The organism is Streptosporangium sp. NPDC006013 (genome assembly GCF_040614275.1).
Lineage (GTDB): Bacteria > Actinomycetota > Actinomycetes > Streptosporangiales > Streptosporangiaceae > Streptosporangium.
On sequence record NZ_JBEXUE010000845.1, the window covers coordinates 1 to 2233 of the forward strand.

Consider the following 2233-nt stretch of genomic DNA (forward strand, 5'->3'; position numbering starts at 1 on the left):
GCGGGAGTGTAAAACCAGGCGGTGATGAGGCCTGCCGATCCATCCGCGCCAGTTCCGCACCCGGCGAGCGCCAGCGCGCTCAGGCAGGCGGTCAGTGCGGCCGTGGCCCGGCCCCTTCGATAGTATGCGGCCATGACGATCCTCTCGATCTGAATGCTCGCGCACCGCCCACGGTGCGCGAGTGGGGGATGAATCTTGGTCGCCGGCGGGGTGCGGGCTTTAGCGGAGCCCCTCCCCTGCCTGCGCGACAGGTCAGGCGAGCACCTCCTCGCCACCTGGCAGATCGGCGTAGGCGATGCGGTCCTGGCTGAAAGTCGACTCCGGCGACGCCGCGACGAACCAGGGAAAGCCCATCCTGCCGACCGCGTGCACCTTGGTCGGGTCGATCCTGGTGGGAGACGCCATGATCGACTCGTCCACCGTTATGCAGACCACCTCGGCCAGCACGATGTGCACGCCCGAGAAGCAGGAGGAGGAGTCCCCCCGGTCGATGACCTCGCGCACCCGGCACTCCAGGTGCGCCGGGCTGTCGGCCAGCGACGGGGGCCGGACGACCTGCGACGGCACGGTCCGCCAGCCGACGAGGCCGGCCTCGTCGACGCCGGCCGGATACTCCCTGGCCACCGTCTCGATGTGGTCGGCCAGGGCGGTCGTGGTCACGTTGATCACGAACTCGCCCGAGGCGTTCAGATTCACCCAGCTGTCCTTGGGTTCGTCCGTCGCCTCCCTGACCGAGCCCACCGTGACCGCGACGAGCGGGGGTTCTCCGGAGACCGGCATGTAGTAGCTGAACGGGGCGACGTTCACGCCGCCCTTGGCGTCCAGCGTGGTGATCATCGCGATCGGGCGCGGCACGACGAGCTGGGAGAGCAGTCCCTGCTTCTGCGCCGGCGTCCTGTCTGCGAGATCGATGATCCTCATCCGCGTACTCCTTGGATGTATTCTTCCGCCGACAGGGCCTGCCAGCGGTGGGGAACGTCGATACCGGTCCTGCGGAGCAGCGCGGCGGACCGTGCCTGCGCCTCCTCCGCCAGGGCTTCGAGATCGACGGTGGTGATCCGGCGGTCGCGCACGACCACCTGTCCGTCGACGAGGACGTCCCGGACCGTGTGGCTCGGGGCGCCCCAGACGAGGTGGGTCGCGAGGTCACCGCGCGGGGCCCAGACAGGGTCCCCGGTGTCCAGGACCACGAGGTCGGCGGCCTTGCCGACCTCGATCGAGCCGACGAGGTCGCCCAGGCCCACCGCGGCGGCGCCGTCGATCGTGGCCAGCGCGAACGCCTGGTCGGCGCGGAGGACGGGCCGCACGTCGCGGTCGCGCTCCAGCGCGGCCAGCAGCCACGCGGCACGCAGCAGATCGGGCACGTCGCCCGCGTTGTGGGAGTCACAGCCCAGGGCGACCCGGCCGCCTCGGCGTACGAGCTCGGCGTGCCGGCCGGCGCGGGTGTAGCCCTGGCCGAGGCGCAGGTAGGCCCCGGGGCAGGATGCCACCGCGGTCCGCGTCTCGACGAGGGCGTCCAGCTCCGCGTCGTCGAGCCAGACGGCGTGGCCGAGCACCAGCCTCGGGCCCAGCACGCCCAGCTGCCCGAAGTGAAGCACCGGCCGCCTGCCCGCGCGCCGCGCGTAGGCGTGGACGTCCGCCTCGCCCGGCGAGATGTGCCAGGTGAGACCGACATCCAGCCGCTCGGCCAGCTCGGCGGCGCCGGTGAACAACTCGTCGCTCGCCAGATCGTGCCCCACCAGGGTGACCCAGCCGGTGACGGTCCCGCCTGGCGGCAGCGCGCGTACCGTCTCCTCCTGCAGGGCCAGGGTCTCGGCCGCGGGCAGCGCGTGCAGGGCGCCGGGCACGTCCCAGCCCCACCGGCCGACCCGGCCGCGGATGCCGGCCGCCCGGAGCCCCGCCGCCACCCGCAGCGGGTGGGCGACGGTGCCCGGCTCCAGGATGGTGGTGACCCCGCGCAGGAGCGACTCGGCGGCGGTCAGGGTGGCGGACAGCTCGTCGTCGTCGCCGGTGACCTTGCCGTGCAGCGGGACGATCCAGTCGAAGATCGACTCCTGGGAGTCGATGTCGTCCGGGATCATGCTGCGCACCAGCGGGTCGGCGGTGGTGTGCTGGTGGGCGTTGACCAGGCCCGGGACCGGCAAGGGCCTGGCCCGGCTGCTACAGGCACGAGGGGTGCGGGTCGCGCGGGTCACCTCGGTCGCCGAGGCCGAGTCCCAGGCCAGGCAGGCCG

The 2233-nt window shown here is 72.6% G+C and carries 2 protein-coding genes; both read right to left on the reverse strand.

Features of this window, described 5'->3' with window-relative positions:
* Positions 1–252 precede the first annotated feature (252 nt).
* Positions 253–921 (reverse strand): flavin reductase family protein, encoded by a 669-nt coding sequence (locus ABZ260_RS50230; protein WP_355632825.1) that lies wholly within the window; start codon positions 919–921, stop codon positions 253–255.
* Positions 918–2195 (reverse strand): amidohydrolase family protein, encoded by a 1278-nt coding sequence (locus tag ABZ260_RS50235; protein ID WP_355632828.1) that lies wholly within the window; start codon positions 2193–2195, stop codon positions 918–920. The genes ABZ260_RS50230 and ABZ260_RS50235 overlap by 4 nt, the downstream gene beginning before the upstream one ends.
* Positions 2196–2233: the final 38 nt, after the last annotated feature.